Source organism: Mesorhizobium sp. M0016 (assembly GCF_040324035.1).
GTDB lineage: Bacteria > Pseudomonadota > Alphaproteobacteria > Rhizobiales > Rhizobiaceae > Mesorhizobium.
Genome location: NZ_JAMYVM010000061.1, coordinates 1 through 1,586, shown reverse-complemented (window position 1 = coordinate 1,586; position 1,586 = coordinate 1). Strand labels below are relative to the sequence as shown.

Below are 1,586 nucleotides of genomic sequence, written 5' to 3'. Positions count from 1 at the left end.
GGCAGCCTCGAAAGTGGCGATGTCGGTGGTCGCAGTCATCATTGCTCCGACCGACGGCGGTTGGCGATCAGGGTGAAGATGTAGGAGGCACCGGCGATCACGATGCCAAGCACGAACGAAACGGCGGCCGCATAGCCATACTGCTGGTTCTTAGTCGCCAGAGAATAGGCATAGAGGTTCGGCGTGTAGCTCGAATTGATGGTGTTACTGGCGAGCGCGCGCATCAAATACGGCTCATTGAACAGCTGCAGTGTGCCGTTAATCGAAAAGATGACGGTGAGCAGGATCGCCGGCCACAGCAGCGGCAGCTGGATCAGCCGGGCAAATTGCCAGGGCGAGGCGCCGTCCATCCGCGCGGCCTCGGCGAGGTCCGACGGGATCGCCTTCAGCGCGGCGTAGTAGATCACCATATTGTAGCCGACATATTCCCACGTCACGATATTGGCCAATGAGAAGATCATCGCGCCCGGCGATAGGAAGTCCGGCGGCGGCAGGTTGAACGCCTTGGCAATCTGCGTGAACGGGCCGAAGGTGGGGCCGTAGAGATAACCCCAGATGATCGTCGCGATCACGCTCGGCACAGCATAGGGGAGGAAGAAGCCGAGCCGGAAGACGCCCTTGGCATAGACCTGGCCACGATCGAGCACGATGGCGAACAACAACGCCAGGGCCAGCATGATCGGCACCTGCACGATGCCGAACAAAACGAGGTTCCACACGCCGCCCCAGAATTTGGCGTCGTCCGCGACCTTGATGTAGCTGGCTGCACCCGCGAACTGCCGTCCGCCCACCAGCGTGTCGCGGTAGAGGCTCATGTAGAACGCATAGACCAGCGGCGCGACGATGAAGGCGATAAACAGCAGCATGAAGGGCGCCAGGAACAGATAGGGCGCCAGCTTTCGTGACGTAAAACCGCCCGATCGCGCTGGGCGCGTCGCTGCGGCTGGCGAGTTCGACAATGCCCTGGTCCCCATCCTGCAAGATAAAGAGATCGGGCGCGCCATCAAGGCGCGCCCGGCCGGTGCCCGGGAGGAGTTAGGCCACGGTGAAGCCTTGGTCCTTCGCGTAGGTGACCACGGCATCCTGGACACGGTCGAACGCATCCGACAGCGTGCCGTTGCCGCTGATCGAAGCGCCGAATTCATCGGACATCGACTGGTAGAGGAAGCCCTGGAACGGGCTCCACTCAAACGGCGCCACGGCACTCGCTGATTTGGCAAACACTTTGTTCACCTCCTGGCCGCCAAAGAATTCCGGCTTGGCGCTCGCCCATTCCGGGCTCGACAGCAGCGCGTTGGTGCAGGGGAAGAAGTTTTGCTTGGTGGTGTAGAGCTTTGTGGCTTCGGGATTCGTATTCAGCCAGATCGCGACTTCGGCGGCCTCGGGCAGATGCTGGGTCGCTTTCATCACGGCCAGCGCTGAGCCACCCCAAGCGCCAGTCACGAACTTGCTCGCGTCCCACTGCGGCAGATCGGCGGCACGCCACTTGCCCACGCTGGTCTTGGCGACCGAGGTCAGGAACAGCGGACCCCAGCCCGCAGCGAGCCAGGTGGCATAGCGACCCGAGTCGAGGCCGGTGTACCACT

2 protein-coding genes are annotated in these 1,586 nt (G+C 62.2%); both read right to left on the bottom strand.

The features are described from left to right. Window positions 1-38 precede the first annotated feature (38 nt). On the bottom strand, window positions 39-959 hold the full coding sequence (locus NKJ88_RS32880; protein ID WP_352446973.1) for a carbohydrate ABC transporter permease: 921 nt from the start codon (window positions 957-959) through the stop codon (window positions 39-41). Window positions 960-1,035: 76 nt separating this feature from the next. Further along, the coding region (locus tag NKJ88_RS32875) for a type 2 periplasmic-binding domain-containing protein (protein ID WP_352446972.1) at window positions 1,036-1,586 on the bottom strand (551 nt) is incomplete at its 5' end.